General features: G+C 36.0%; 33 protein-coding genes. All 33 read right to left on the bottom strand.

What is annotated here, in order from left to right; translation table 11 throughout:
- Window positions 1–6 precede the first annotated feature (6 nt).
- On the bottom strand, window positions 7–267 hold the full coding sequence (locus OEI98_RS07845; RefSeq protein WP_266036912.1) for a CopG family transcriptional regulator: 261 nt from the start codon (window positions 265–267) through the stop codon (window positions 7–9).
- Between the two features lie 75 nt (window positions 268–342).
- Complete coding sequence (locus OEI98_RS07850; RefSeq protein WP_266036914.1) at window positions 343–1,179, bottom strand: hypothetical protein; 837 nt, start codon at window positions 1,177–1,179, stop codon at window positions 343–345.
- A gap of 122 nt (window positions 1,180–1,301) precedes the next feature.
- On the bottom strand, window positions 1,302–1,550 hold the full coding sequence (locus OEI98_RS07855) for a hypothetical protein (protein WP_266036917.1): 249 nt from the start codon (window positions 1,548–1,550) through the stop codon (window positions 1,302–1,304).
- Window positions 1,547–1,744, bottom strand: a complete 198-nt coding sequence (locus tag OEI98_RS07860; RefSeq protein WP_266036919.1) for a hypothetical protein — start codon at window positions 1,742–1,744, stop codon at window positions 1,547–1,549. The genes OEI98_RS07855 and OEI98_RS07860 overlap by 4 nt, the downstream gene beginning before the upstream one ends.
- Before the next feature lie 164 nt (window positions 1,745–1,908).
- Complete coding sequence (locus tag OEI98_RS07865; RefSeq protein ID WP_266036920.1) at window positions 1,909–2,262, bottom strand: hypothetical protein; 354 nt, start codon at window positions 2,260–2,262, stop codon at window positions 1,909–1,911.
- 87 nt (window positions 2,263–2,349) lie between these two features.
- A complete protein-coding gene (locus tag OEI98_RS07870; RefSeq protein WP_266036922.1) occupies window positions 2,350–2,856 on the bottom strand; it encodes an Ig-like domain-containing protein in 507 nt (168 codons plus the stop codon).
- 102 nt (window positions 2,857–2,958) lie between these two features.
- The gene (locus tag OEI98_RS07875) at window positions 2,959–3,156 is read right to left on the bottom strand and encodes a hypothetical protein (protein WP_074591994.1); all 198 of its coding nucleotides are present in this window, start codon (window positions 3,154–3,156) and stop codon (window positions 2,959–2,961) included.
- Between the two features lie 91 nt (window positions 3,157–3,247).
- On the bottom strand, window positions 3,248–4,210 hold the full coding sequence (locus OEI98_RS07880) for a hypothetical protein (RefSeq protein ID WP_266036927.1): 963 nt from the start codon (window positions 4,208–4,210) through the stop codon (window positions 3,248–3,250).
- Between the two features lie 49 nt (window positions 4,211–4,259).
- On the bottom strand, window positions 4,260–5,207 hold the full coding sequence (locus OEI98_RS07885; protein ID WP_266036929.1) for an Rpn family recombination-promoting nuclease/putative transposase: 948 nt from the start codon (window positions 5,205–5,207) through the stop codon (window positions 4,260–4,262).
- Window positions 5,208–5,263: 56 nt separating this feature from the next.
- Window positions 5,264–10,084, bottom strand: a complete 4,821-nt coding sequence (locus tag OEI98_RS07890; protein WP_266036931.1) for a DUF11 domain-containing protein — start codon at window positions 10,082–10,084, stop codon at window positions 5,264–5,266.
- Window positions 10,085–10,144: 60 nt separating this feature from the next.
- Window positions 10,145–11,353 carry a copper amine oxidase N-terminal domain-containing protein gene (locus OEI98_RS07895; protein ID WP_266036933.1) on the bottom strand — a complete coding sequence of 403 codons (1,209 nt, stop codon included), beginning with the start codon at window positions 11,351–11,353 and terminating at the stop codon, window positions 10,145–10,147.
- A gap of 376 nt (window positions 11,354–11,729) precedes the next feature.
- The gene (locus OEI98_RS07900; RefSeq protein ID WP_266036935.1) at window positions 11,730–12,653 is read right to left on the bottom strand and encodes an Rpn family recombination-promoting nuclease/putative transposase; all 924 of its coding nucleotides are present in this window, start codon (window positions 12,651–12,653) and stop codon (window positions 11,730–11,732) included.
- 150 nt (window positions 12,654–12,803) lie between these two features.
- Window positions 12,804–13,235 (bottom strand): hypothetical protein, encoded by a 432-nt coding sequence (locus tag OEI98_RS07905; protein WP_074592000.1) that lies wholly within the window; start codon window positions 13,233–13,235, stop codon window positions 12,804–12,806.
- A gap of 46 nt (window positions 13,236–13,281) precedes the next feature.
- Complete coding sequence (locus OEI98_RS07910; protein ID WP_074592001.1) at window positions 13,282–13,728, bottom strand: hypothetical protein; 447 nt, start codon at window positions 13,726–13,728, stop codon at window positions 13,282–13,284.
- Window positions 13,729–13,787: 59 nt separating this feature from the next.
- Entirely contained in the window at window positions 13,788–14,168 is a 381-nt protein-coding gene (locus OEI98_RS07915) for an ASCH domain-containing protein (protein WP_074592002.1), read from the bottom strand.
- A 63-nt stretch (window positions 14,169–14,231) separates the two neighbouring features.
- A complete protein-coding gene (locus tag OEI98_RS07920) occupies window positions 14,232–14,417 on the bottom strand; it encodes a PspC domain-containing protein (RefSeq protein ID WP_074592003.1) in 186 nt (61 codons plus the stop codon).
- A gap of 14 nt (window positions 14,418–14,431) precedes the next feature.
- Window positions 14,432–14,932 carry a hypothetical protein gene (locus tag OEI98_RS07925; protein WP_266036939.1) on the bottom strand — a complete coding sequence of 167 codons (501 nt, stop codon included), beginning with the start codon at window positions 14,930–14,932 and terminating at the stop codon, window positions 14,432–14,434.
- A 13-nt stretch (window positions 14,933–14,945) separates the two neighbouring features.
- On the bottom strand, window positions 14,946–15,740 hold the full coding sequence (locus OEI98_RS07930) for a type II secretion system F family protein (RefSeq protein ID WP_266036941.1): 795 nt from the start codon (window positions 15,738–15,740) through the stop codon (window positions 14,946–14,948).
- 25 nt (window positions 15,741–15,765) lie between these two features.
- Window positions 15,766–16,671 (bottom strand): type II secretion system F family protein, encoded by a 906-nt coding sequence (locus tag OEI98_RS07935; RefSeq protein ID WP_074592006.1) that lies wholly within the window; start codon window positions 16,669–16,671, stop codon window positions 15,766–15,768.
- A 19-nt stretch (window positions 16,672–16,690) separates the two neighbouring features.
- The gene (locus tag OEI98_RS07940) at window positions 16,691–17,305 is read right to left on the bottom strand and encodes an RcpC/CpaB family pilus assembly protein (RefSeq protein ID WP_074592007.1); all 615 of its coding nucleotides are present in this window, start codon (window positions 17,303–17,305) and stop codon (window positions 16,691–16,693) included.
- Window positions 17,306–17,327: 22 nt separating this feature from the next.
- A complete protein-coding gene (locus OEI98_RS07945; protein ID WP_266036945.1) occupies window positions 17,328–17,813 on the bottom strand; it encodes a hypothetical protein in 486 nt (161 codons plus the stop codon).
- On the bottom strand, window positions 17,770–18,198 hold the full coding sequence (locus OEI98_RS07950) for a hypothetical protein (protein ID WP_266036947.1): 429 nt from the start codon (window positions 18,196–18,198) through the stop codon (window positions 17,770–17,772). Before OEI98_RS07950 ends, OEI98_RS07945 begins: the two co-directional genes overlap by 44 nt.
- Before the next feature lie 80 nt (window positions 18,199–18,278).
- Window positions 18,279–18,452, bottom strand: a complete 174-nt coding sequence (locus tag OEI98_RS07955) for a hypothetical protein (protein WP_266036949.1) — start codon at window positions 18,450–18,452, stop codon at window positions 18,279–18,281.
- 28 nt (window positions 18,453–18,480) lie between these two features.
- Complete coding sequence (locus tag OEI98_RS07960) at window positions 18,481–18,657, bottom strand: hypothetical protein (RefSeq protein ID WP_167353628.1); 177 nt, start codon at window positions 18,655–18,657, stop codon at window positions 18,481–18,483.
- A gap of 67 nt (window positions 18,658–18,724) precedes the next feature.
- On the bottom strand, window positions 18,725–18,880 hold the full coding sequence (locus OEI98_RS07965) for a hypothetical protein (RefSeq protein ID WP_266036952.1): 156 nt from the start codon (window positions 18,878–18,880) through the stop codon (window positions 18,725–18,727).
- 17 nt (window positions 18,881–18,897) lie between these two features.
- Complete coding sequence (locus tag OEI98_RS07970; protein ID WP_266036954.1) at window positions 18,898–19,629, bottom strand: hypothetical protein; 732 nt, start codon at window positions 19,627–19,629, stop codon at window positions 18,898–18,900.
- A gap of 85 nt (window positions 19,630–19,714) precedes the next feature.
- Window positions 19,715–20,527, bottom strand: coding sequence for a type II secretion system F family protein (locus OEI98_RS07975; RefSeq protein WP_074592011.1), 813 nt, complete (start codon window positions 20,525–20,527; stop codon window positions 19,715–19,717).
- Between the two features lie 16 nt (window positions 20,528–20,543).
- Window positions 20,544–21,635, bottom strand: a complete 1,092-nt coding sequence (locus OEI98_RS07980; protein WP_074592012.1) for an ATPase, T2SS/T4P/T4SS family — start codon at window positions 21,633–21,635, stop codon at window positions 20,544–20,546.
- 1 nt (window position 21,636) lies between these two features.
- Window positions 21,637–22,197, bottom strand: a complete 561-nt coding sequence (locus OEI98_RS07985; RefSeq protein WP_074592013.1) for a hypothetical protein — start codon at window positions 22,195–22,197, stop codon at window positions 21,637–21,639.
- 24 nt (window positions 22,198–22,221) lie between these two features.
- Entirely contained in the window at window positions 22,222–23,397 is a 1,176-nt protein-coding gene (locus OEI98_RS07990) for a CpaF family protein (protein ID WP_266036959.1), read from the bottom strand.
- A 4-nt stretch (window positions 23,398–23,401) separates the two neighbouring features.
- Window positions 23,402–24,064 (bottom strand): AAA family ATPase, encoded by a 663-nt coding sequence (locus tag OEI98_RS07995; protein WP_266036962.1) that lies wholly within the window; start codon window positions 24,062–24,064, stop codon window positions 23,402–23,404.
- A 20-nt stretch (window positions 24,065–24,084) separates the two neighbouring features.
- Window positions 24,085–24,651 carry an SAF domain-containing protein gene (locus tag OEI98_RS08000; protein ID WP_266036964.1) on the bottom strand — a complete coding sequence of 189 codons (567 nt, stop codon included), beginning with the start codon at window positions 24,649–24,651 and terminating at the stop codon, window positions 24,085–24,087.
- Between the two features lie 126 nt (window positions 24,652–24,777).
- A complete protein-coding gene (locus OEI98_RS08005) occupies window positions 24,778–25,353 on the bottom strand; it encodes a helix-turn-helix domain-containing protein (protein WP_266036966.1) in 576 nt (191 codons plus the stop codon).
- Window positions 25,354–25,395 lie beyond the last annotated feature (42 nt).

Below are 25,395 nucleotides of genomic sequence, written 5' to 3' on the forward strand. Positions count from 1 at the left end.
AAATTTTTATTTTTCTCTTTTTTTAATCTCATCCTGCAGTGTATTGTCCCACAACTGCCTCTCTTCAATTTCTTCCTGCCACAGTTCATTATTCTTTTTAAGAGCAGCAAAAGCTTCGGCAGTTTTTGAAAGAAGAACTTTCTTCTTGTATTCCAGAAAAGCTTCTTGAATTACCTTCTGCATTGGCTGCTTTAACTCTTTTGAAAGTTTCTTCAGTCCTTTATATGTTTCAGCATCTATTCTTACAGGTATAGTTTTATTTGACATTTTATCACCCCTGTGTAGTATAACAGGATTGATATTTAAAATCAAAAAATTTTTTTGATTTTTCTAGTAAACATGCTATAGTTTTGAAAAGTAATAATCAAGTGATTCAAACCTCTCTGTTGACAAAAATGATACTGCTTCTGGATGTTCTTTTAGATAATTTTTTATATTTTCCTTGAGCTTCATCTTAAAAGCTTTATCAAGGTAACTTTCTGCCCAATTGTTCAACCACGAGGCAGTTAAAAATACGCCAGTCACAAAGAAAGCAAATAAAAGCTTTATTGGAAGTGTATTTAAGTTCGTATCAATTAACAAAACAAACAAATTGGCAAAGAAAAAACTGTATCTTGCTAAAATTAGTATTACGAGAGCAAATCCCAGTCCAAGCGGAACAATGCTTAGTGGTGAATCAAAAAGCGCCGCAGCTTCTTTTACAGCTTTAATAAACTTTTCTTTTGCGGAATCCATCTTCGGGATCAAGCTTTCCTTTATTTTTTCTTCATATATAAGTCTGTTTTTCGTTTCCCTGTCAAAGGCTCTCCCGTACATTGTTATTCTGTATAAAAGTTCACTAACAAAAAGCAGAAAATCTAAAGAACTATATTGTTCAGGCATTGCAATATCCAAAGCAAGTACCTCTTCCCAGCTTAAAAACTCCAGACGTTCATTTTTTGAGTTCTTGCAGTCAAGTGCTGTATCAAAGAAAAAAGTAACAGTTATTTTGCCCTTTATGCTTTCATCAGGCTGTAAAGTTTTCAGCATATTTAAGAAACTTATATATTTCTCATCTATCCGGTAATTTTCTTTTATAATTGGAAGCAGCAAATATGGAATTTCCTCATCGAATTCTTTTAAGGCTAATTCAAAGATTTCATTCAATTGACATTTTTCAATAAAATCTTTAACCTTCATGTTAAACTGCCTCCACATTTAAATCTTTTTATTTTTAAGAAAATGATTTTTGCTGTAATCATATATTGTTCCATATTGGATCACAAAGTTCTATTAGTTTTTATTTCAACTTTATCTTCACTTCACTTATCTTTGTATACAGGAAACCTATACATGTTCTTGTTTAATAAAAGAAATGTGTTGTTATTTCTTTCGCAATTTAAAAATTCTTTTGCTTTTAATAAAAGTTCTAATGTTTGTTTCAATCCTGAATAATATCCCGACCAGTAGTTTGCAGCAGATTGTGTTTCTGCTTGTGCTTTCGCTTCAGATGCCAATTTAATTTCTTGAAGCAGCATTCCTATGATCTTATTAAAGATTATATTATTCATCTTTTATTCTCCTTTCTTGATACTGCTTCTAACTGTTTTTTAAACACTGCGGCATAGCCAATTTGGGGAATTTCATCATACCCCATGTAGCTGTATCCTGCAGCTTTAGCTTCCATTACAATTTTGACAAGCTCTTTCCATGTTCTGATCCCCTGAATGTATATTTTGTCGCCTTGTTTGTATTTTTTCAGCATATATTTACCACCACCGTTAAATGTTTTATTAGAGTCCTTCTACTTTTTTCAAAACAAAAAGCACGGTTAATACACCGTGCTCTCACTTAAGAACTATTTTAGCTTGTACAGGTGTAAGTGTATATATTTTTGCGGAGTTTAATCCCCCCATTTTTCAATGAAAATTAGTTATTAACTACTTGTATTTCATATATTTTTGCACCATGTGAACATCCTAGAATATCTAGTTTAACAGCTCTAGGCGGTATAACTATCTCAAATGTTCTAGGTATAGTTGTCCAAGTATAATTACTGCTATTATAAACAAAGTCTCCTACTTTTACACTATCAACGATAGTTGATGTTCCATTATAAATATATTCAAACCTTAAACTATTATTGTTAGCGTCTAAAACATTTAATATTGCATATTCAGGACTCCCACCGGGATAAAAAGCACCTGACATCTTTATTTTTAATTTCGTATTAGATAAGTCACCATTCCAAGTTATATATAAATGTGTATATTTTAGTGACATATACGTGTCCCAATTACCATCAAATATGTTCTTTGTACTAGGCGTTATATTAAAACCTGAAAATTTTGGATAAAAAACAAGTGAAATTTATGATATAGCACCATTACACGAAGCTGTTATTGTGGCTGTTCCTGCTGTTGTTGATGTTATTGTTGTTACTGCTGCACCATTAGTTGTCTTCACTGATGATTGACTTAATGTTCCCAGTGATGTTGTAAAATTAACTACTGATCCATCTGGTACTGGATTGTTGTATTTATCTACAACTGTTGCAGTAATTGTTACTACTGTTTTCCCATCTGCTGGTACTGATGTATTATCTGCTGCCAGTATAATTTTCCCTACATCTACCTTTGATGGTACTGAACTTGTTAAACTATATTTTGTCGTGTCTACTGCACCCTTTACTGTATCGCCTTTCTCTGTTGCATACATGTCATCACCTGTACCTATTTGTCCGTCCTTACCCGGACTTAAAAGTATGAATCCTGCCTGCGTATCTGCAGTGGGCCTCTGTATTGCTGACGGCAGCAGCAGGCCTAACGCCAATAAAAATGTCAGAACAGTTATTAGAAACCTCTTTCCAGTACTCATTCTATCACCACCTAGTCTTTTATTTGGTTCTATAAAAAACAAAAAGGGATATCCCTTTTCCAAGAGATATCCCTGTCAGAGGTATGCTTCCAGATAGTGTTTTTATGGATTTCCACTAATCCAGCTCTGTACTTTATCAAATACAGATTGTACTGCGTTCTGTATTGAACCGGGAGCAATTCTGTTTATCACAATGATGAACAAAACTACTACTGCAATTAAAGCTACAAATCCTACTACGTTTTCACCTTTCTTTTTGTTTATAAGTTTTGTTAGTTCTGTCTGAAAGAAGTTGAGCATTTTTAATCCCTCCAATCGCAGTTTTTTTACTATCTAATAAAAAAGTACTGCACAGAGCAGTACCTTTTAATAACCTTTTAAAAAGGCTGTTTTACCGAAAAGTTAGTTTTAGCTTATTTCCAGTATTATTCTTTATTTTTTGAAGTTGCTTATCTACAGCAGTATTTAAGGTATCGTCTTCAATTTTTTCATTGGGCAAAAGATTTTGATGTATTATTTCTCTTACTTCATCAAAAGTCAAAGGCACAGAAAAGTTTGGATTTTTAGGTCCGCCAGCTACTACCATAGTACGATCCGGTTTAACAAAGACGCCGTCTCCATAATCCTCTCTGAGCTTTTCTGCCCAGCTGATTATTCCATCAGGCAGCACAGTTCCGGGTTTTGCAGTCACTGCAAAGGTGATCCCACCGTTTTGATGTTCCTGTACTGATGCATAGATATCGTATCCCAGTGCATAGGCTATTTGTGAACCGGCTTTGACAAATTGGTTAACTACTACTGCTTTTTTATCAGGAAAGCTGTTCTGCTGTATTATGCGGACTGCATCATCGATTATTCTTTTCTGCTCCTCAGCAGCTTCTTTAAGCCCATATTTTTCTAGTTCTTCATCAGTGAGTTCTTTTGACAGTTTCTTTTCTTCAGCTAACTGCCATAAGAGGTTATTGTCCATGTACCTTGCAAGAGAAAGTCCTGTGCGGTATTCTAGGGGATTTTGCTCTGCAGGGCTGTCAGCAAGCTCTACGGCCTCTTCAGGGACATAAATGTCTAGATACTTCTGAAGTATTTCCAAAGTGTTTTTGTGTCCGCTGTAGTGGTGGTCTATTATTATAGTGTCGTCATCTTTTAAAGTAATGGGTTTAATGCAGTCAGGAGATCCTACATCTATATTGACTCTTTTGGGAGCAGGCTGTCCTGCGGGCGTGCGGTCAATAACAGGGATTTCAAAACCTGCACGCTTTAGGGCTTCTACTGCAAAGCGATTGTCCAGATCGTCCCCAAAATGAGTTACTATTCCTTCTCTGCTGATTCTTTTTTGAAGGTATTTTTTTACCATCAGCGTCACCCCTCAATAAAAAAAGCACCTCAAAACGAGGTGCAGTGATTTACAGTTTTATATTCTTTTTATTTCCTGCCTCCTTATTCAGATAAAAATTTACAATCTCTTCTTGCGTAACTTTTTCTATTTTTTCTAAGTCTTCTTTGGATAATTCTGTTATCTCTAAAATCTTATCTATGTCCATGCCTAATTTTAGAAGTTTTTTAGCTACTTCCATTTTGCCCTCTATTTTGCCTTGTATTTTGCCTTCTTCATACACATCTTCATAAAGAGGCAGCTGTTTCACATCAATCATCGCGTTCACCTCCATATCTTTGAAAAGTTCTCTAACAAAATTTTTATCAACACCGGCAAGCGGGGCATGTACAGCAATGCCCTCATATACGGTTTTTAACATTCCCTGCTCTTCAGGGGCTTTAAAACTTTCTTTTGCTTTTTCTATACAGTCTTTAATAAAAGCATTCGGATTTTTATTCCTTTTGTCTCTTTCAGCAAGGCATAAAAAGCTTAAAAGGAGATGGTTTCTGCTTCTTAAAATTTGTTCCACCGTTTTTTCTCCTATATCAATTATACCAAATTCCGTTTTTGTCATCGACACAAAATTTACGTTAAGTTGTGGTACATTTACTACTATTTTTTCTTCATACACATTTTTCATTCTCGGCTTTTCACGCCCAATGTAAAACACCATTTGCAGTATATCCTTCCCAGGGTAGCGTTCTTTTAAGAAAAACCTGTAATCATGCATTCTTTTAGCCATGTCCTCATCGTTTGAAGTTTGCACTTCAATATGAAGAATGACATCATTTGAACCTTTATTTTTGATTAAAAATACGGTATCAGTGCGCAATTCTGCTGAAATCTGCACATTCGAATCTGTAATCTCAATCTCTGTAGCATTTTTAAAACCTAAAATATCTCTGGCAAATTCATCTATAAAACTTTTCAAAAACACTTTATCAGGAGAGTCGTAGTTGTTTTTCTTTTTTGCCATTCCTTATCACCTCCACGAGGATTCAACAAAAAAGGCGCTGCCTTTTAAGACAGCGCCTAGTAAGGATACACATTTCTCTCTATTATCCACTGCAGCTTATTGTCAATTTTTTCAACGAATTTCCCTATCTTCGGCTGCGGGAACATTGCAGGATCCGGATTGTCTCTTGTAACTGCTCCATCTTTTAAAATGTAGTTATCTGTTATTTTCTCACCAAGTCCATAAATTCTGAAGAATACTGTTCTGTCTGGGCCGGGCGGGTCTGCAAATGTAGGATTGAATGCATTCACTGCAACGTGGTCTTTTACCAGTGTCCTGACCTCACCAAAGTGCTCTACTACGAATGGTATGATGAGTTTCGAATCCTGAGAAGTATCCATGTTGAGAGGATTCAGCAAATCTGTTTCTTCATTCAGGTCAATCTTCCCTGCTTTCGGGTATTCAAAGTATGCATCATAGCTGAAGCTGTTCCCGTTTATTACCAGGTTTTCGAACATAACAGGTTTTATAATCTGTGTTCCTGCATTTCTGTAGCGGACTATAAATGTTTCAGGCTGCGGCACGTCCAGAACTTTAAGAGGTACAAACCTTAAAATTTTCTCTTTGTTTACTCCGTATTCATATGTCCAGTAGCCAATGTCTCTTACTTCTACATGTATTTTTAGATACGAATGCTTTTCGGGATCTATTGCGATTGACGGGTCAGACGGATGCCACATCGTATATACGACGTCCCTATCAAAGTCTATCTGCGCTTTATATGACACCGGCAATGAAGTATTCTTTTGATGCACATATATGCTCTTCATATAAACTTCACTTGTTCTTGGTTCTAACCTGTAGTACCTTCCTGTAGGATCATCTGTCACTGTTAGCTTTATAATGTGATATCCCGGTATGTCTTTCATTGGTCCGTTTATATAATCTTCAAGTTCCTGGACACTGTAGAAGACTTTGCCGTCTACTTCCCAATTAGTCTCTACTATAGGATCATAGTCCGGATCGTAGCTTAAATTCTGTATTTCTACTCTTTCGTTCGGTTTCGAAATATCACCAATAATGTTAAAGTAAGCTACAGGAGCATTGTTGTAGTAAACCCTTAAAGGATGATATGCATATCCAAAGTGCTGCGGGATATATGCCCACACCATTGGTACATCTCCGCCCGGATATTCATTCGTATAGTAGTCCCAGTCAGTTAAAAGCACATACATATCATAAAATGGGAAGCTTTCTAGAGCCCAATGGTCGTCAATATATCTCTTTGGTGCATATGCAGATGGTGAAATTCTGCCGTAGTTTGGATAGTACTTATTTTCAACATAGGTGTAAGGTCCTTCTGGGCCGAATAAAGTGTAGTAGTGATCGCGTCCCACTATTACCCAGTTGGGCTCCCATACTTCTCTCGGCTGGTAATCTATGATGTTCCCCTGATCGTCATAAACCGGATAGTAATAGGTTACCCACTGTCCGTGGTCTTCCCACCATGTATCGTAATGATAGCCCTGTACAGTGTTCCAGCTGTATGTTTTTGTGGTTATTACTTTACCGGTAAAACTATCGCCATAAGCTGTGGTAAGAGGAATTGTTGTGAAGGTTATGGTTTCCTGGTTGTATGGTCCTTTACCGTAAGGATCAGGCAGCCACCATTCATATTTGTCTTTATACTTTGCTTTCTCTATAGGTCCGGGTAATACCTGTGTGTAAGGGGAAACTCTAACAGTTGTTGGTGCCGGATACCTTGCTTCTGTGAGATATAAGTCTGCATAGTTATAATAGTCATATGTCCACCAATTGTTTTTTGTTAGGTTTACTGTACCTATACTGTCTCCCACTTTTGCTTCCCAAATCTTTGTTTTTGAATTGTAATTAAATCCCGTAAAAGTGAAATCTACCCAGGAGGAGGCATCGCTGTGTCCGCCGCTTAAGTTTTTGCTTAAAACATTGTCCCAGTACTGCGTTTCAAAAACTTCTTTTCCTGCAGTAGTTTTGTATGGTTCTCCGTAAAGTTTACCGTCATTGTCACCAGCAAAGTATGGGCTTTTATAGTTTATCGTAACTGTAAATGTTGTAGCTCCTGTTGCTGCCTGCTTCCCAAAGTCCTCCTGCCATGACTCAAAAGGAGCTATTTGTTTTGTTTTTTCTACAAGGAGGTTACCATTTTTATAGAGTCTTACTGTTACATAACCCGGCTGGCTGAAAAGAGAAGCGAAATCTGCTCTTACGCTGACAAGCTGTGGATATTCAACATTGTTTATATTTTCTCCCTGGTCATTAAGTGTGTAGATTCTGACGGCAGTTAGGTTGCCGTGTAAGTCCTGTGACTCGGATGATATTGTTGCAGAAGCTCTTTTGTCTTTATATTCTGCCGTATTGACATATATTCCTTTCTCCAGTACTTTTACTTGAACTGTCATGACTGCTTTTTCGCCAGGTGCAAGTGTACCCACTGCCCACTCTGCTGTCTGGGAATTGTATGTGCCTTTGGATGTGGATACTGACAGCACCTGAAGTCCTTTCATGTATGGATTGTCTTTTACTATGATGTCGCTTACTGAATTTTTGCCCTTGTTTTCAACTGTCACTGTAAATGTTGCTGTTTTGGGATCTTTGGGGTCATCAAGGTTTATAAATGTTCTGTCTGCTGTTTTAGTGAGTTCTATATCCTGTGAATCATCGGTTACAGTAAGTATTGCTGAATCTGAATTTTCGTCTACTGTGGCAATATTTAGATAATCACCGGGTTTTGTCCCTTTGACTGTTATGTTAAGCTCTGCGGAACTTTTTGCTGGCATTAAGCCTACATCCCAGATTCCTGCTGCAGGGTCATAGCTTCCCTTTGTTGCATTTATATTCACTATCTCAAGCCCATCTGGGATTTTATCCTGAACTTTTACATCTTTAGCATCTGTATCCCATATGTTTTCTATTTTTACAGTAAATGTTGCTGTTTCCCCTACTCTTATTGTTGGCTTATCTATTGTCTTCTGTATTTTTATATCTTTTGAGAGCACTTTTATCTGTGCTGTAGCTTCTGAATCGAACTCCACTAATTTTGCTGTATTGATAAAAGTTCCTGCCAGTGTGCCTCTTACAGTGATAGTCAGCTCTGCTGATTCGTGAGGCTTTAACCCGTCGAATTTCCATATGCCCTGATCGGGATCATATGTGCCTTTTGTAGCACTGTAGTTTACAATTTCTAATCCCTGAGGAATTTTATCAACTACTGTTAAAGGTGTATCTATAGAGCGTGTATCGTCTTTGTTCTCCACTTTTACTGTAAATGCTGCTTCTTCGCCTGTTGTTATTATTGGTTTGTCTACAGATTTGGTAATCAGAACATTTATAAGCGGTATTTTTACTGAAAGTTCATTCTGGTGCCCTGAAGTACTGTAAGGATCTATTAATGCTGCACCGTATTTTTGTGCCCATTTATTAAATTCGGCCGTACTTGGTTCTCCATAATAGTAGTATGGGTTTACGCTCTCTTGAAACTTATGATCTCCTTCAGCTCCGCCGTTTATTTTTGCTGTTATTACAACCTGTGTGTAGTCTTTACTGGGCGGCGGTGATATGGATATTGTACCAGTAATAAAATAAAGTATTAAATTTTGCTGTCCATTAGTTGAAAAGTAATCTTCTAGTCCATTGTAATTAAGTCCTGCATATGTCCCATTATCTGAACTTGATAAATACTCCTTCTGGATCTCTGAATAATTCCCGGTTACACTTTTTTCAAGAGCTGGAATATAAACCGTTATTTTGTCCGGATAAACGTATGAGTTTGTATACGGCGAATAGTACTGTATATCTACACTCCACGGTACATTGTTAGCCATGTAGTATCCAAGATTGTTTTGTTTAAAAATCACTGTGCCGGATATCTCATACCATCCGTTGTCCTTTAAAACCACTGATGGCAGGCTCGGGTCATCTATACTTTTCTGTATACCTTCCACAACATAGTCAGGATAACCTTTTATCTCTACTTTAAATGTTTTGTACCATGGATAGCCCTCTTTGTCATGCCATATCCTTAGGAGCACAGGCAGCCTTTCAAGCCAGTTGTTGAGCCAGAAGACTGGTGCCTGCACGTACCAGTAGCCAGTATTTTTGTTGGTTGCAGCTTCTTGTTTAAGAAGGTCATCTATGCTTATGGGTTCACCTGTTACTGCATCTCTGCCTGGAAACAGCTGGCCTGATGCTATGAGCTGGTCCACTATCTGCTGCCAAACACCTTCTTGATAAATAGGAGAGTGAGGTTGCAACTGAATTGTTCCTAATGTAGTATCACTTGGAAATACTGTAAGAGGCTTTCCGCCTGTCACCTGTCTTATTTCCGGAGGCAGTTTGGATGCATACCACGGTGTTTGAATGTAATATTTTGTACTCGAACTCCACGGCGCATCATCGGGAAACTCCAGGTTTGTATACGGTACTCTATCCATTGTAAAGCCGAGGTATCTCCATTGAATATTTCCTTCAGAATCTTTTTTTGACTCCTGAGGAGCGCTTATATATACGGGAGAATACTTTTTAATAAGGTCTCCTATTTCCTGAGGTGTGTATTTTAGACCTGTATTGGGGTCTTTTACTGTATACACTACTGCGCCGTAGTTTATTAAAAGGTCAAGGTCCAGATATACATTAGGCCCGTTTGGCAGATCTATTGATGTTTTTACCCCCATTTTGTTAAGAAGAGTGCTTAATAGATTAATTTTTTCGGGATAAGTCAAATTAGTAAATTCCGGCTGCTTCAGTATATTAGGGTTGTTTACAATATCATCTGACGTCAGTGCTGTCTGTGCGTAAACTGCTGCAGTGGAGAAAACAAAAAGAATCAAAACTGCAGCAAAAAGAGGAAATTTTTTCAGCAAGATATCACCACCTCCTAAAAAAATAAAAGCCCCTTTAAAAGGGGCAGCAGATGGTCTAAATCAGTTTTGTGTTTTTATTTCCATCATAACTGGGTCAGCTCTTCCATCAGCGCCTGGGGTACTAATATTAAGATATGGAGGATGTTTTTCATCTGAAACAGAATAAACATCAAATTGAGGCATTTTGCCTGGTGAATTGATGAATATATTTTTAATTTTTTGAGTTATCTCTTCGTAGTTATCAGGGAAATATACTGCCATAAGGGGTTTTACATAGTAGTCAAAGTTATCAAGAGTTACTTTAGGAAAGCGGTCATATTGAGGAGTACCCGGTTGATAATCGTGATAGATCCAGAATGTAATCCAGTGACCATAATAAAATTTTTTAGGGTCTTCTATAACGCTGTATTGGAATCTTAAATTGTTATATGCACCATCAACATCTATTGGATAAATATTAGGATCAGTACCATCTGATATTCGCCTGAATATAGGAAATCCAACTATGCTGTTCAAAATTTTTACATCATCAGGGAAAGTGGAATACTTTTTATAGTAGGGTATTGTTGTATCAAAGAGTGGATCTCCTTCAAGGACAGGGTACATATATCCCATCATACTTTTAGAATAATCTATATAAGTTTGTATTTTTGTGTCTATTTTCGGTACAAACGTCACATCAAGCCTCTGTTCATTCCATAACACTTCATAGCCAAGGTTTTCAGCCACAAACCTTGCAGGGAGCATTGTTCTGCTATCTACCAAGACAGGAACTGTATCCATTGTTTTGGTCTGACCGTCCACTGTAAATTCAGGGCTGCCTATCTTGAACACCAGTGTTCTTTTGAGTGTTTTTTGAGGCAGTGTGTAAAACTTGGGGAAAGTTATATCAGCCTTTATAGTTACTGTCTGATCCTGCTCATTCCATACGACGTTTTCTTCACCTAAGCCGAGTGCATATGCTATAAATCTTAGAGGTACAAGTGTACGGTCATTCTTATCTATATATGGAGCTATATCCGTCGGAAACTTTTCCGCATTTCTGATAAAGTACTTTCTGCCTATCCACAGTTTTGCTACTCTTACAGGGTCAGTTGAAGGATTAACATTTTCTACACTGCTTGCAGCATATGCTTCATCCATGAATTTTGAAGATCCTGAATCTGCTCTGTTAAGTACGCTGCTGGGAATGAACATATATGTCGGCGCTGCAAGGGAAAACGCAACAAGGAATACAAGTATAATTTTTAGGGCTGTTTTAAGCTTCATAAAAGCCACCTCTTCCTAAGTTTTATCTGCTTATATTTTAAACTAATTTATTTAAAAAGTCAAGCTTTCTCTAAAATCTTTTTCTTTTGTTTTTCTTTATTCTTGACTTTTATTTCTTGATTCTTATTTGCCTTTTTTGTTCTGCTGATACTTTAAAATAGAAGGGATCCCAGAGTTTGGGATGAAGAAGCCTATAAATGGATGTTTGCCAATTACAGTGACAAAGATATAATCGATACAGTTAAAAAGAGCAGAAAAATTTTGTGCAAGACTGCAGTAATAATGGCTAATTTCTATAATACGTTGTTTGAACGAGCCGCTCATTTTGAAAACTTAGAAGTTCTGATTATAAAAACAAAAAAGGGAGCAAAACTACTTAATTCAGCTTTACTCCCTTTTTTGCTGTTTTTGCATTCTTGATAATATTTGATACTTTATCTTCGATTTCTTTTTCTTCAATTTTTTCCGTGAGTTTCTTTAGTTCTTCTTCATCAAGTAACACAATTTCTTTTACTTCTTCTATGCTCATGCCCTTTTTCAAAAGTCTTACTGCAACTTCTTTTAATCCTTCTTTTAATCCTAATTGTTTCCCTTCTTCTAAGCCAAGTTGTCTTCCTCTTTCTATTAGTTCTCTGTATGTTTTTGATTTTTCAAGATTTACCATTTTTGTCACCTCCGAAAAAATTCTATTGACAGTACCCTCATTATAAACTAATTCTGCAAAAATTTTAGCTCTTGCAGCTATTTCCTTTTTTCTATCTTCTTCTAATGGTATACTACTTATCACTTTCGCACATTCCTGCAAATATTTTTCTTCATCTTCTTTTCTTTTTTCTTTATCCATAAGGGGAAGAAGAGCAAACAATTCGTAATAGTTTGTTTTTGTTATTTCAGAAAACTTTATTTTACTTACATCTATTATTCTATAGTTATATCGCAAAAAGTTTTTTTCATTGAACGAAAAGTTAAGATTATCAGACATGTTTAGTTCATTTTCTCCTACATATATCACTACCTGATATGGTTTTAAATTATATTTTCTCATAATTAAAGCAGCGTATTCTAACATTCTATAGGGCATTTCATCATCGTTATTTGACTGAAATTCTATGTGTACAGCTAAAGGATTCCCTTCTTTAGTAATACATTTAAAAATCATATCACTTTCTCTGGACTCTATTATGGGAAATTCTATGTTAAGTTCTTCAAGTTTTTGGTACTCTATCTTTAAAAAATAATTTATTGCATCACTTGTTAAACCAGAAAACATATTTTTAAATGCTAAATCATATTTCCCCATAAATTTCACCTCATATTTTCAACATAATTATAGCATACTTGTAAACAGAAAAGAAGATAAACAAAAACTTAATCTGCATTATTTTTTGTTTTGTAAATTCCACAAAAATCCTGGATTTGGCTGCTGTTTCGCTTGTTTTTAACAATTCCACTATTTGTTCAAACTCTCTCCGGGCAGATATTCTCTGTGCACTGCCACCACAGTGCCATCCGGCTGCACAAGAAGTTCAATGTATTGATTCTTTGCAAAGTACTTTCTCAAGTCTGCACTGCTGCCAGGAGAGTTGACAAGTTCGTTTCCTATTTGAATCATTGTGTTAGGGCCTATGACATATGTCACATCTTTACCTCTGTCATATTTTCCTATTTCTACATGAACCTTTATTCTGTCCTTCTCTACATCTATTACCCTGCCGGCAGTATACATTTCAGCCACTTGTTTGTATGATTCCTGTGCAAATTTTTGGGACATCTTTTGAGGCGCATAAACGTACTTATAATACCCAATTCCGGTTCCTGTTAATATGCCCAGAACAAATATAACAGCTGCTGTTAATATTATAACTCTTTTACGTAGAAACATCGATATCACCTTCTTTTGCAATTTCCATACAAAAACACCTCTTCTTTTATAGATGATTTTTATAGATTCTTGTTTTATATTTGAAATGTACCCACCTGAAATCTTCACCAGGATTGAACACATTTCGTGTCTTAAGTTTTACGTCTCCCTCAATATAGAGAATATTTCCATTCGTATACACCTGTACTTTTTGTGTTTCCATCCCCTTTTCGGCAAAAGTTTGAACGACAATATCAACTGCCTTATCTTCATCTAATTTGGCATTATTATATTTAAAGTTTTTGTTATCGATATCATTTTTACTTATTTCTTTTTGGCTGTTTAGATTATCCCAAAGCACTCTTGATGCTGCTTCCGCACAAATATTATCTACTGCCGTTTGGTTGGATGCCAGGCGAATATACAGAAGAGAAGCTACAATAAGCATAAAAAATAAAAATGTAAGATATATAAACAGTACAAGAACTGCATCACCTTTTTTATGGTTAAACATTATAATTCACCATCCTATTGGAACGATTAAAACAACAAGACTTATTATCAATTCCAAAACTATCGCATATAGACATATATAAAAGACTGCGGAGGATTTTTTATCCCTAAATCTTTCAGCTGAAGTGGTTTTTTATATTTTTTTATTTCCCCAAGCTTGTAAGCAACAGCTTTTTCTTTATTTTTAAAATACTCATCAAAAAACTTTTTATCAACACCAGCGTATTCTTTTGTTTGCTCCCACAATTCAGAAGGTGTATTCTCAATAATTCCTGTTATTTCTGCCTCTCCGACAACTTTCATAACCGGAGAAGTAGAATAAATTATTATCTTATTGACATCGTTTCTTTTAAATTTCACTTTTCTAAACTCAAATCGTTTAGTACCCTTAAAAATTTTTTCCACATATTCAGGCTTTATTGATAACAATACTTGGCACATTTTTATCATCCTTTCTTATAAACTTTAAAAAAATGTACAGCTCCTGTTATAACAAAAAAATTTTTATTTTTCTTCCGGTATTATTATCCAGCCGAGAAGATAAATTATAATCCCTGCACCCCAGAAAAGTGTGGTAAATGCCCAGATAAGTCTTACAATTGTGGGGTCTATTCCGAGGTACTCTGCTATACCGCCGCATACTCCACCAATCATCTTATTCTTTTTTGAACGGTAAAGCCTTCTGCTCATTTTAATCATCCCTTCTAAATAAATTTAATAAGAAACTTTGTGACTCTTTCTTTTCTAAATATTTTTCTCCAAAATTTTATATTGAACAAATGTTTATAAATATATCTTGTACTTATAAACACCAGCTTTTCTGCTGCCTGGACTTTTTCTACCGTTTCAAGCGGGAAAAATTTTAATACTCCTTCTGCTTCTAGTGTAATAAGCACGTTCTGAACAACCCACTGGTTTGTTACAAAAAATACACTTTTGTTTCTCATCTTTTTTGCAGCTTTTTTAAATGATTCAATATATTCTTCCTGCAGCAGCTTCTTAAAGTTTTCTTTTTCTTCTAAATAGCGAATTTTTTTGTACTTCCATGTGTGTATGTACTTTACATCCTGTATCAGTACATTTTTAAACCTTATATAAAAAAGCAGAGGCTCCACTCTGAACCCTAAAGGGAGAAGCAGCAGTGGAGCCAGAACTGCTTCTATAACGAAGTCTAAACCCAGAAGTTTAAAAATTAGATATGCCAATGGCATCATCCTTTCAGAAGATTCCTATACCATTCATTTGGAAAATTTGCACTATTAGCGGATACAGCACAAGCATCATAAATGGGAACACATAGCCAACAATTATAGGAAAAAGAAGCTTTACATTCATTTTCTCTGCCTCTGTCAGAATATTAAGTTCTACTTCTGTGTTTATATTATCCAGCAGGGTCTGTAGTGACTTTGTAATATCTGCCGTAGTAGCTGTTCTTAATGCAAGCACTCTAGCCATGCGCTCAAATTCGGGCGAAAAAGTTTTGGGGGTAACTTCTTTTAAAGCTGATTGAAGCGACTGCCCTGCGTTGATTCTTATTGCAACTTCTTTAAAAAACGGAACTGCTGTATTGTTTTTAGTCTTTACAACATAATCCAGTACTTCTTCCACAGGAAGTCCTACACTTAATCCTTGAAGCATTGTATCAAGTACGTCTGCAAAATCCAAAAGAAAAACCTTTTGAAACTTCTTAAGCTTTGCATAATATAAAAGAGGAGGGTAGGCCAGCACTGTCAAAGCAAAGCCCACTACCAGAAGTTCCTGACCGGGAGCAGCCAGGAAAATTTCTGTGGCCAGAACTATGACTACCAGAACTGCCATCAGCGATATAAACTCGTATGCATCTGTTACGGGTATGGAAAAAATTTTAAATCCGCTTGAAGTACTAGGCAGCTGAACATCTACCCCGCCTACTGTTTTAATGCCTCTATCAAGCTTTTTGAGAAAGTCTCTTGACGGCTCATCATCAAACAGCCTGTCTATATATCTGTCAAACCTAGGAGCTTTTATTTTCATACCTATCACCCTTCAAATTTGTTTTTTAAAAAGTTAAGAGCCTGTTGATGCTGTTAAAAATATAGTATGTTGTTGCAATTACGATTACTGCTGTAATAAGGAGAATTATTTTCCCGATAGGAAGGTCAAAAGCTTCCTTAAATCCCGGCATTGAACTTCCCATTATGCCAAAAGTTATAATCATAAGCCCTAGAATTGAGAGAGCAACCATTTTCAGTCTTGCTGTTTTCTGCCTTATATTTTTCATCCTTATTATCTTTTTGTTAATCCGCTCAGCAGCTTCTTCAGACACAGCCGTAAGGCTTGCACCTGTCATGTTCGCAAAAATAATACTGTCTACCCATGAGCTTATTACTTTTGAAAATGAATTCCTGTCTTTAAAGTTTTTTAAGGCGCTTTCAACGGAAAGACCTGTGTTTATATCATTCACAACTGCATTTATTTCTTCTTTTAAAAGCTTATCTGAAATGCTGTGGCTTAGTTCTTCTATAGCAGAACTCAGATTAGGGTTTGCTTTTAACAGCACTGATATTTCGGACGCAAAATTTCCAAAGTTTTTTTCCATTTCAAACTTACGCCTTTCTTTCATCATATCCGCAGCAGCCTTTACAACGAATATTAAAAATGCAATAACAATGAAGGAATAAGTTAAACGATCAAAAACACTTCCAACAGCAATAATTATTACTGATAGGTACAGAAAATAAAGAATAAAATCATCAGTATCAATTCTTATTCCGGCTTCTTTCAGCATTACTTCCAATTTGCTGTACAGTTTACCGATAAATGAAAAAAGGTTAAATTTAACATCCGGTTGCTTCAAAAGCTGCCTGTTAAGGCGAACTTGAATTTGATATAACCTGTACTCATGCAGAGCAATTAAAGTAACAAAAAACAAGAAAGAAGCTATAAAAATTAGAAAGAGAATCAATATTCACCACCTGCCACTTTCACGGGTTTTGGTTAGAATCGACAACAAAGTAAATTGTGCCGTGTGCTTCATAGTTCTTAAGCTTAACAATATCTTCTTCACTTAACAAAAGGACTGCACCTGCAGGAGTAGATGATACCTGAGCCCCGCCAAATACTTTGTCAGACATTTCTACACCCTCCTGGGTGAAAACACTTGCTACCTGTACATGGTGTAGAATAATACCCGCAGGATACTGATCTTGATAATCTTTTTGTGGTATAAAGCCTACGTCAACAAATGTTCCTGCTTTTACCTGCCCGCCTACCAGATTTATTAGGTCAGCCTTAACAGCTACTTCTTTTAAGTTTTGATTTTTCTTTTCACTCGTAACCATTTCAGCAGTAATAATTGAACCTTTATGAATTAAAATTTTCGCATATTCTTTTCCTGTTATCTGAATATTTAGAGCCTGAATGTTGGTCTTAATATATTTAATTTTCCCCTCCAGCGGTTCATTTGGCTTTATATCTTCTGAAGCTACGGCCGCAGTATATGGAGCTTTGTTGAGGTTTTGAAAATACACATATTCGCCAAAACCGGCTGTTACAGCAAGAATAAATGAAATAACCGCAATTATTATTTTTTTGTTCACAAAAATCTCTCCCTTCCTTTTTTTACAGCTTGTAATCGATACTCACTATTTTCTTTACCCTTATAGGTACTTCTCTTTTGAATACATCGTGAATATAAAATGTTATGTCAGCATATATTGATGGCTTTGCAATATATGTTCCATCAGGTGCAGTACCCGGAGTATTGTAAATAATTATTTTTGCAGTACTTAAGTCTATTCTCCAGTATGAACTGTTTAGTGTATTAGGAATATTTTTTTGAAGGTCATTTATAAAATCCTGAGCAGAAGCTAAGATTTCAATTTCTCCGTATGCCATTTTTACTGGGTCGGTTTTTGCGAGCTCTGCCAGTGCTGTTGATGTTACTGCATCTTCCAGAGCATCTCTTTGAGCTAAAAGCAGTCTGTAATTTACAAAACCTATATTTGCAAGAATTAAAACTGATGAAAAAAGGAGCACAAGTATTAAAACAGCAGAACCCTTTTTACTGCCTCTGATAGTACTTGCTGATGGAATAGATTGGTCCATAAGACATTGGAAGCGACATCTCAACTTTTTTAAAACCTCCTAACCCAAAAGTAAAGTAAGAAATAGTTGTGTCATAGGTTATTTTCACATATACCTCGCTGCCGTAATTTACTGGAGCAGGACTGTAGTAAATTCTAACTTTTGAAACATCAAACCCCTTACTTGAAAGATAGTTGATTATTGAATTTACATCCTGCTGGGTAAGACCTCCATGTGTTTCAGCTATAAGAAGCGCTTCTCTTGTAACCTGCTTCAATATGTCGTGTCTGGTTAAAGCTATAAAGTTTTGAATCGAATTAAAAATAGGCATCAGCAGAAGAGGAAGAATCAGGAGAAATGCAATTATTTCAACTGAACCTCTTTTGTAAAGTTTCCCTGCATTCAATCCGGATCACCGTCCTGAAAAGCTGTTTTCTGATAAAAAAACAAGCAGGCTTTGAAGTACCGGCCTGCTTGCTGTAGGTTTTATTTTTGTATTGTTTGAGTAACCTGTGTATTGGTAGAATCCACTCCTGCTTTTACTGTTTGACCCAGTGACTTGATGCTTGGTGCTGCAATTACTGCTATGAATACAATCAAAATTATAAACCCTATTATCTCTGCTGAACCTTTTTTGATTTTGGCTGAAAGCTTATTCATGCGCATGTGCCTCCCTTAGCAGTAAATTTTATGGCTGCTGTATTGTTTGAGTGACTTGTGTATTGGTAGAGTCTACTCCTGTTTTTACTGTTTGACCCAGCGTCTTGATGCTTGGTGCTGCAACTACTGCTATGAATACAATCAAGATTATAAACCCTATTATCTCTGCTGAACCTTTTTTGATTTTGGCCAAAAGTTTACCCATTTTGCAACCCTCCTTAAATTTTTATTTTTATCTATAAAGCTGCCTTTGAAGCAGCTTTATAAGCTTATTATTTTGAGTTCAATACATTATTAACCAAATCATTAGTGTGAATTACACCAGAAGAAACTGTATTTCCTACTGCTTTTGTAGAAGCAAAAGCTATTCCTGCAGCAAAAACAAGAATCAAAATAAAGGCTATTATCTGCGCAGAACCATTTTTCAATTTCTTCTCACTCTCCTTTAATGGAATAATACCCTTATCCCCGACATGGCATCCGGGAACAAAGTAGCAAAGTAGACTGCAAAAACTCCTGCTGCAATAAGAAAGCTTGCAAAGAGAACTTTGTAGTCAGAAGTTTTGTTTTTTGTCATAGCCTGACTCAGCTGATAAGAATAAAGTGTATAGGAAAGGTTGCTGAGCATCTCCTTTGCACGCCCTGTAACATCCTTCTGCTCCAGAATGTTTGATAACGATATAAGCTCCGGAAGATCGGCAATATTTTTAATAGAATCATAAAGCCGTTTATTATCTTTTGTTACGTGATACTCAGCACTTATTTTTTCCAGCTTCCTGGAAAGCCATCTTGTTTTTACTGCTTTTGATGCAAGATACATAAGCTCTCCGTAGTCAATGTCCACAGCAGTGCCGGCCTCAAAAATATCAACAATTGTCAAAATTTCTCTTCTTACTGCCTCACGCATTTCTTTTTCTTTGAAATAAAGATAAATGTCCGGAGCAAAGAAAAGTCCGGTTATGAAAATTACAGCCTGGACAAACTGCATTTGAAAATTTAAAGCATAGAGAGCAGAAAGCGGAAGTATCAGGATTTTGTAGACCATATATTTGTCTGCATTTAAACCAAATGGGTATTCCAGTCTTTCCAGTTTCCTGTTAAGTCTTTCTCTGCTGGCTTCAGATAAAAACGGAAATCTGTATTCTTTTGCTGTTTTTTGATACTTGTTTTTGAGCAAAGATATATACATTTCGGACAGAAGCAGGTAGAAAAAAATAAAAAAGAAGTACTGCTGCGTACTTCAAAGACATTCATCTCCTTTTTTAAATATTCTTTAAGATAGCCACTGCAAAGACATATGAAAAAAAGTTATAAACCAAAACTGCGATACCTGCGGGCGTGTGGGTTAAAGTATAAACGTCATGCGGGGAAAGTCCCAAGTATGCTGCAAAGCTTATGAGAATTACTATTCCTAAAACCAAATATGCTGTCTTTTTATTGACATCCTGCTCTTCTTTGAGCTGTCTGTTTTTTAAAGCCTGCTCTTTTAACTTATTAAGCATTTCATTGTAATTCCCGCCGTACTTGTTGTACATTTTTGTGAAATGAAAAAATTTCTTAAATTCAAGACTGTCAATTTCTTCTTCAAGTGTTGTTAGAATTTCATCGAAATTTTTAAGGCTTCTTTCATATGCAAGAACCTTTTTTGAAATTATACTTTTTAGTGGATTTTTGAGATACTTTGCTGTTTCTTTCAAAGCATCAGGACAGTTGTTGAAGGTGTTGAAAAAATTACTGTACAGGTTTAAAAAATCAATGTACTGCTTTTCTATTTTTTTGATACGGAAACCAGCAGCAGATTTGCTGAATTCGTACGTAAGGTAAAGGAGCACTGCAAGTATGAAAAACCCCTGATAGAACTGGACATAAATAAATCTTACTGAAATTACTGCAAGTGCAAAAAGGATAATAATAAACAGAGTTCTGCCGTCAAGACCATACGCATTCAGTTCAAAAATATCCACAATTCTATCAAGTTCTTTAATTATTTTGTTTTCAGAATTAAGCATATTAAGGAAAAGATATATAGATACAGCGAAAAAAATCACTGAAGCTGCAAGTAAAACAAAAAACATAAAATGCACCTTCTTTCTACCCTTTGTTGATTTCCATTATTTCTTTTACTCTAAATTTTTCTAAAAATATTACAACATCCAGAGAGCTGTAAAGCATATTCCTTAAGGTATCTTCTTTGAGGTCCACATCTGCACGGCTCATAAGCTGCAGAAGCCTGTTTACCACTTCACCGGCAGAGTTAGCATGTAGTGTTGCCATTGAGCCTCTGTGCCCCGTATATACCGCATTAAAGAAGTCAAAAGCTTCACGGTCCTTCATCTCTCCAATAAAAATTCTGTCAAGGCTCATTAAAAGGGCATATTTGGTTAAATCGAATAGGGTATAGTTTTTTATTTCAGGGTTGTCCGAAATGCGCACAAGCTGGACAATGATATCCGGATGTTTTGGCATTATTTCCATTGTTTCCTGAATTAATATACACCTTTGACTGAGCGGAACTTCATTAATCAAAGCACCCATCAGAGTAGTTTTACCGGAACCGCCTTTTCCTGCAATAATTATCGTTTTGCTGTCCTTTACATATTTCTTTAATCTTTGTTTTGTAAAAACATCGAACATGCCGGCTTTTTCGAGCATATCAAGTGACTGGGACGCAGCCGGCTTCCTTATGCTTATATTTGGCGAACCTACAGAGATTGGTGGAAGACTCACCACAATCCTTAAGTGTCTTTTTCTGTCAGTTACTACTACCTGCGCTTGGTTCTGGTTTATAGTGCCTCCGTTCATGGCTACGATTTTGTAACAGTATTTATAAAGCTCATCTTCACTTTTAAAAGTAACAGGTACTTTTATTTTTTCCCCAAATTTCTTGATAAAAATAGTTTGAGGGTTATTAACCAAAATATCAGTAACTTCCGGGTCGTTAATATACTCATCCAGAATTCCATATCCAAACAGCATGTTTTTCATTGTTTTTACATGTTCAAATCCTACTTTGTACTTTGACAAAAAATATTTAAGCTCATTTTCAAGGGTTTCTTCCGATATTACTCCTTCTGCATATTTATTTATTATGTCTGGTTTTTCTTCAGTGAACCGGTCACACAGAAATTGAAAGTTAATCTCGTCAATTTTTTTAACGTTGGTATTTAATGGATCTATAAGCATTTTATATCCTCTCCCTTATAACTCTTTTGAGCCCTGTCACAGCAGCTGCTGCATCAACATCACCTTTTCCTATTACTACGCCTATCATAATATCTGCAGGAATATCCCACTGCTGTATTAAGAACCGTATGTATTCTGAAGTTGTATAGTATGAAAGTTCAAATGGCTCCATTACAACGTATATTTTATCTGCATTTTTCAGTGCAGCATATGTTGATGAAAAAAATATGCCGCCGTTTGTATCAAATACTGCATCGGGACCCAGCATTTCTATTATCTTCATCATATCTTCCGTATTAAATTTGAGGCTGTCCTCAATATTAAAGCCTGTAAAAAGTCTTACCTTCTTGCGTACAGACAAAAAGAGCTCTATGTCTGTTTTTCCTCTTTTTATGAATTCTAAAAGCTCTGTTTTGGGAACATAGTCTATACCAAAATATTTGTGGATGCTGGGGAAAAACTCCTTGAAATCTACAAGAATGCTGTTTGTTTTTTCTGCTTCTTTAATGGCTAAAAGGGTTTTATAAGCTGTTTCACCGGCACTCCAGTATACTGTTCTCAAGATTTCTTCACCACCTTTGCCGGATTATCTATACCTGTATACGTATTTTAAGCTGTAGCTCCCATCCGGATTGAGGCCATTGAGCTCTGCTATTTCCCTTATTACTCTTCCAACAATATCTCCTCTTTCGTTTTCGAGAATATCTAAAAATACAAGGATATCTACCGTGTCTGTTATAAGCTTTCTCAAAACCAGGTCGTCCATATTTTTGTATTCCTTTACTTTCATTTCAAGCTTTTGAAGTGCGAGCAGAACACTGGATGCATGGATTGTAGTCATAGATCCTCTGTGACCGGAATTTAAAGTGTCCAGGAATTCATATGCAGCCTCAGGAGTTCTTATTTCTGTCAGTATAATTCTGTCGGGATTAGCTCTCAGGCAGTTATTTAAAATATCTGCCCAGGTAATTGGTTTTACTTCATCTGTGCCTTTGCGTATTTTAAAGTAGTATACATTATCAAGAGGAAGCTGCATTTCACGTGTGTCTTCTAATACTGCTACCACATGTGCAGGCTGTATAAAATAAGTTAAAGCATTTAGAAAGGTTGTTTTCCCTGCACCTGTCTGCCCTACTGCTATTATGTTCTTTCTTGATTTTACGGCATCCTTAAAGTATTCAATAATTTCATCTGTCAGGTTTACAAGTCCGCTTTTTAATTCATACAGCGTTTTTGCTCTGCTGGTGTGCTTTCTGATTGTTATTACCGGTACTGTAGATTCAGGCGGTATCACCAAAAGCGCACGGGAACCGTCATAAAGTTCAGCATCCAGATGAGGCTGCTGTGTATTTATTGTCTGGTGAGTTAAAGCTGCTATTTTGTCTATTACGCGCCTTGTTTCCTCTGCTGAGATAAACCCTTCAGGGTCTTTCTTTTTTACGCCGTTTTCTATATAAGTTATATTTGTGCCGAGGACATAGATGTCTGTAACATTGGGATTTTTTAAGTGCTTTTCAATTGGGCCCAATCCAAAAAGAGTGTCGTATACTAATTCGTATATTCTGTCGTCGGGAATAAAAGTGTAGTTTTCTGAAAAATACTTATCTGTGTACATTCTGCAGAGCTCTCTCATTTTTTCGGTATCTCCTGCAATGTTGTCGTATGCCTCAAGAACATTACTTCTTACATATTTCAAAAGCGCTTCATCTACTTGAATTTTTGTTTCCCCTCTTATTTGCGAAATTCTATCTACAAGTCCCATGTTATCACACTCCTGATACAAGAAGCCTCATAATCTTTCTTGTGTGGTAAAATAAGCGCTTGTCTTGATAGCCATTCAGCCTCTTTATGAATGGAACAGAATATATTATCGGAAGTTTGTACTTTATTTTGTCAAGGTAAACCGGTGTTTTATTCAGCATCTTGTTTCTTAGAAAAACAAAATTGCTGAGGTCACTTAAATTGTTTACCGTCAGCCATTCCAGAAAGCCATTTATCCTTGCACTCACTGCAAGATTGTCTTCTACTACCAGAAGAACTTTATCAGAAGTGTTTACTGCATCTATGCATATTTCCATGAAGTTTGGCTGGATATCAAGGATTAAAACATCATAAAGATTTTTAAGTACATTTATCATTCTGTTAAAGTCATCAGGAGTAATTTTTTCATATTCTCCTGGATATCCTCCAAGAATAACGTCAAATTTTTTATTCTTTGGTGTCTGAATCAAATTTTCTACAGGTTTTCCTGCTGATATGCCGGTTATACTTTTTGAAGTATCAAGATTTAAAATTACTGCAAAATCACCTGGAGAAAAATCAAATTCTACCACGCACGTTTTGTAGTTGTAGGAAAAAGCTTCCGCAAGTGCAAGAGAAAGGGTTGTCTTGCCCACTCCACCTTTGGGAGAAAATATTGAAAAAAACATTTTGACCGCCACCTTATAATTTATTTTTGGATCATGATAACATAATTTTTATCCTTTAGAAATGGTGCTAATGCAGCTGCTTTATCTCTTGAGGCCTTGATAATTGCTACTCTTTCCTGGGCTCCTGAAGATGTTACAGTCACTACAGATTGAACTGAAAGCCCATCTATTATCTGTGCCGGCAGTTTGTCTGATATCGAAATTGTCTGAATCATTAAAACAGTATTTTCTGAAACAAAATCCTTTAATGCCGGAGGAAGAGTAACAGGAATTAAAACTTCATCATCTTTAAGCTCAATTCCTTTATCCTGAATCATGCTTTTAAAAATAATGTCTCCTGCTGCGCGAGGCAGTGCCAGCTGCTTACCTATAACTTCTTTTGGGTCTTTAAACGTGTTTGGCGGAACCATTGTAACAGGCAGCTTCATTGTAGTCAGCATTTCAGGTGTTATCTTTACTCCTGCCTGAATATTCTCCTTTGCTATTACAATTGAAGTAGTACTGGTTTGAGTTCCTATAAACAGATATGCCACTAAAAGTATCACTAATGCAGGAAGCACAGCAAGCTTTACTATTTTGCTCTTCATATTTAAACCTCCTTCACATTTTTACAAAGTTATTTTTTGTTTTCGAAATTAAAACATCTGTATTTCTAACAAAAATAAGAAGGAACAGGGTTGCTTCCTGTTCCTTCTTAAACTGTAAGGGGAGGGTTACTCTATTTTTTTGAATTCATACAAGTCTTCTATTTTTTCTACGCCCAGGATTTTTACCAACTTAAAAGCATTTTCAAGTGTTGGAATATTTTCTCCCTTTATAATAGCATATACCCTTTGAGGTGTTACTCCAAGTCTTTTTGCAATACTGCTTATTAGTATGCCCTTTTCCTCAATCACCTCTTTTATGCGTGGAACTACCTGATACTTTGAAAGCTCTTTTTTTACTTCTTCATCTTCATCGTATATTTCAATTTCATCAGGAGAAATTGTATCTGAATTATTGACTGTCATAAACCCAAAAGCATCTCTTGACATGTAGCCCAAAAGAAAATTTTCTGAAGTATCTTTCCAAAACCATTTTTCAACCCTATGTTTTTCATTATACTCTTTTTTCACCTCCTCAAGCCCCTCATCAGTTATTTTTGTATATCCGCACTTGCGGCAGACTTCTACTTTTACATTATCTACTATTATCCCTCTTACTTTTACATTCTTTTTTTCAATCATTAAGAGATTGCCACATACCGGACACTTTTTATCCGTTCTTTGGGCCTTTTTCCAGCCTTTCAATCATATCCCCACCTTTCTTTAGAGGGGACTGCTTTGACTGTC

This window comes from Thermoanaerobacter sp. RKWS2 (assembly GCF_026240795.1).
GTDB lineage: Bacteria > Bacillota > Thermoanaerobacteria > Thermoanaerobacterales > Thermoanaerobacteraceae > Thermoanaerobacter > Thermoanaerobacter ethanolicus.